This window comes from Bacteroidota bacterium (assembly GCA_030706565.1).
Lineage (GTDB): Bacteria > Bacteroidota > Bacteroidia > Bacteroidales > JAUZOH01 > JAUZOH01.
The window spans coordinates 1-2732 of the sequence record JAUZOH010000471.1 but is presented as its reverse complement, the minus strand read 5'-3'; the positions used below and the strand labels follow the sequence as shown (position 1 = coordinate 2732).

The window sequence follows — 2732 nt, the reverse complement described above, 5'->3', positions numbered from 1 at the left end:
TAAAATGAAGTATTTGAGGAATTATATTTTAGAAGGTATACAGTGGACAATCTGGAAAGGGAAAATGGACCCCGGGGCATGTGCACGACAGGTATTTAATAATTCTCAAAAAGCCAAGTCATTTTCCTTATCTGTTTCAATCCTGAACATGATGAAGGCCGATGTTTCCTCCTCTGGTCAATTTGGAAACTTTATCAATGAAAACCTTTTAAAAAATACAACTGAAAACAACCTGCTTGGGCATAAATATTTTTGGAGGTCTGAATATGCCATACACCGTACTCCAACCTGGTTTGCTTCCCTGAGGATGAATTCCAACAGGACAAAAGGCATTGAAATGACCAATAGCGAGAATCTGCAAGGTTTCTATGCTGCAGATGGTGTAATGTCCATTATGAATGAAGGGAATGAATATGAGAACATATTTCCTGTATGGAATTGGAGAAGGTTACCTGGCCTCACTGTTCAGGATGGCAATAAGCCTACCATAGATTATAGCCTGAAGAGATCTGATTTTGTTGGCGGTGTAAGCGATGGGGAAAAAGGAGCCTCGGCCATGATTCTTAAACACGATGGTTTGACGGCCTATAAATCCTATTTTTTTATCCATGATGTTATCATTTGTTTAGGAGCTGGCATATCTACTGTAAATAATCTGCCTGTTTTTACCTCCCTGGACCAGCCCTATCTGAAAGGTGATGTAACATATTATGATGGAAGTACAGACCGGGAAGCAGTCCTTGCTGAAAATACAGAAATTACGCGGAATGATATTAAGGGTGTATATCATAATAAAATAGGATATTATTTGATAAAAGCAGAAAAACTTCATATCAGCAACAAATTGCAAAAAGGGAATTGGGGGCTTATTGCTGATTTTTATAAAAATATCCCGGATTCTGGCAAAGTGTTTAATCTATTCATCGAACATGGCGTCATGCCTCAAAATGCCACTTATGAATATTGTATTTTACCCAATACCTCAAAAGTTAAGTTGTTGGCCTTTATGTCGAAACCAACGGTAACAGTGTTGAAAAATTCAACAGAGTGCCAGTCTGTTACAGATATGGAGCAATCCCTATGTCAGACGATTTTTTATAAGGCAGGATCTGTTAATTTTGGCAAATTGAAAGTTAATAGTGAAAATGCCGGAATCGTAATGCTGGAAAAGCAAAGAAATGGAAAGATTAAAATAACCGTCGAAGACCCTACACAAAAACTTATTGATTTTGTATTGGTTGTTTCCGGGAAATTCTCAGGAAAAAATGTAACCTATAATCCTGAAAGCAGACAAACCAGGATTAAGATTCCTCTTCCACAGACAGCCGGTTACAGAGGTAGTTCTGTTTCTATAGTACTATAGGATTCATAGTACTATGTTATCAATAGAACTGATTTTTATAAAATTGTCCGGATTAAATTTTAGAAAACCTTAGTATTATAAAATAAGGCTGATTTTTGTCCGGGTTTAACATACAGGTTGAAGGTTAAAGTTGGATTCAAAGCATATGGAGTTTAGAAAATTAAGGGTACAATACTAAATTGAAGAGGGACAAGACACAAATTAACAGACAATAGTTTTTATTCGCCGTGAATGGCTTGGTGTATTTTTTTAACTTTGAAACCATAACCCTTGATGAGGAATCAAATGATTATTTATTAAAAACTTAAAACTGAGAAATGAAAAGATTAATAGGATTATTATTTATTTTATTAAGTACTGGTTACAGTTATGCAGGTAAGGTAGATACGGTTGCCATTATGAGCCAATCCATGAATAAAAAAATCATGAATGTTGTGATTAAACCTGATAACTACAAGAGATCGAAAAAACAACTGCCTGTATTGTATTTATTGCACGGAGCTGGGGGCAATCAGAAGGATTGGATAACCAATGTCCCGGAGTTAAAAGAATATGTTGACTTGTATAATTTCATCATTGTATGTCCTGATGGTGGCAAAACAAGTTGGTATTTCGATAGTCCCGTTGATTCTACCATGAAATATGAAACCTATGTATCAAAGGAGCTTGTTGCATATATGGATGCGAATTATAAGGTTATAAAAAATAAAAGCGGCCGTGCAATTGCCGGTTTAAGTATGGGAGGGCATGGCGCTTTTTACCTGACTTTCCGGCACCAGGATACCTTTGGTGCAGCAGGCAGCATGAGTGGAGGAGTTGATTTTAGGCCATTCCCAAAAAATTGGGATATTTCAAAACGGCTTGGTGACTATGCTCAATATCAGGCCAATTGGGATAAAAATACTGTCATTAATTTGCTGGATTCCATAAAAGGCAAGCCCGTCAAATTGATTTTTGATTGCGGGGTGGATGACTTCTTTCACACAGTAAACCTTAATTTGCACCAAAAAATGCTTGAATATAAAATTCCTCATGATTATATTGAGCGGCCTGGCAAACACACGTGGAATTATTGGCGGAATTCAATAAAATATCAGTTGGTGTTTTTCAACGATTTCTTTAAAAATAAGTAATATAAGCCCTTTGTCTGTCTTTCTGAAAGATAAAAGGATTCTGATACCAAGGTTGTTATTCTCAACAAAAATAAAGTTAAGATGAAAATAAAATTTATTGCAATATTTTTTCTTTTTGTTACGCTAAGGCTATGTGCTCAAACTGTAGAAAATGTTTCGCTACCTGCATGGTCATTCGGGGGGTTTGTGCGTCCTCCTCATGTAAATCCGGTGATATGGCCTGATACGGCCTCCAG

Annotated in this window: 2 protein-coding genes; both read left to right on the top strand. The window is 36.5% G+C overall.

What is annotated here, in order from left to right:
- On the top strand, positions 1-1363 hold a 1363-nt coding region (locus Q8907_15670; GenBank protein MDP4275709.1), incomplete at its 5' end, for a polysaccharide lyase family 8 super-sandwich domain-containing protein.
- A gap of 317 nt (positions 1364-1680) precedes the next feature.
- Positions 1681-2496 carry an alpha/beta hydrolase family protein gene (locus Q8907_15665; protein MDP4275708.1) on the top strand — a complete coding sequence of 272 codons (816 nt, stop codon included), beginning with the start codon at positions 1681-1683 and terminating at the stop codon, positions 2494-2496.
- The last annotated feature ends 236 nt before the right edge of the window (positions 2497-2732 follow it).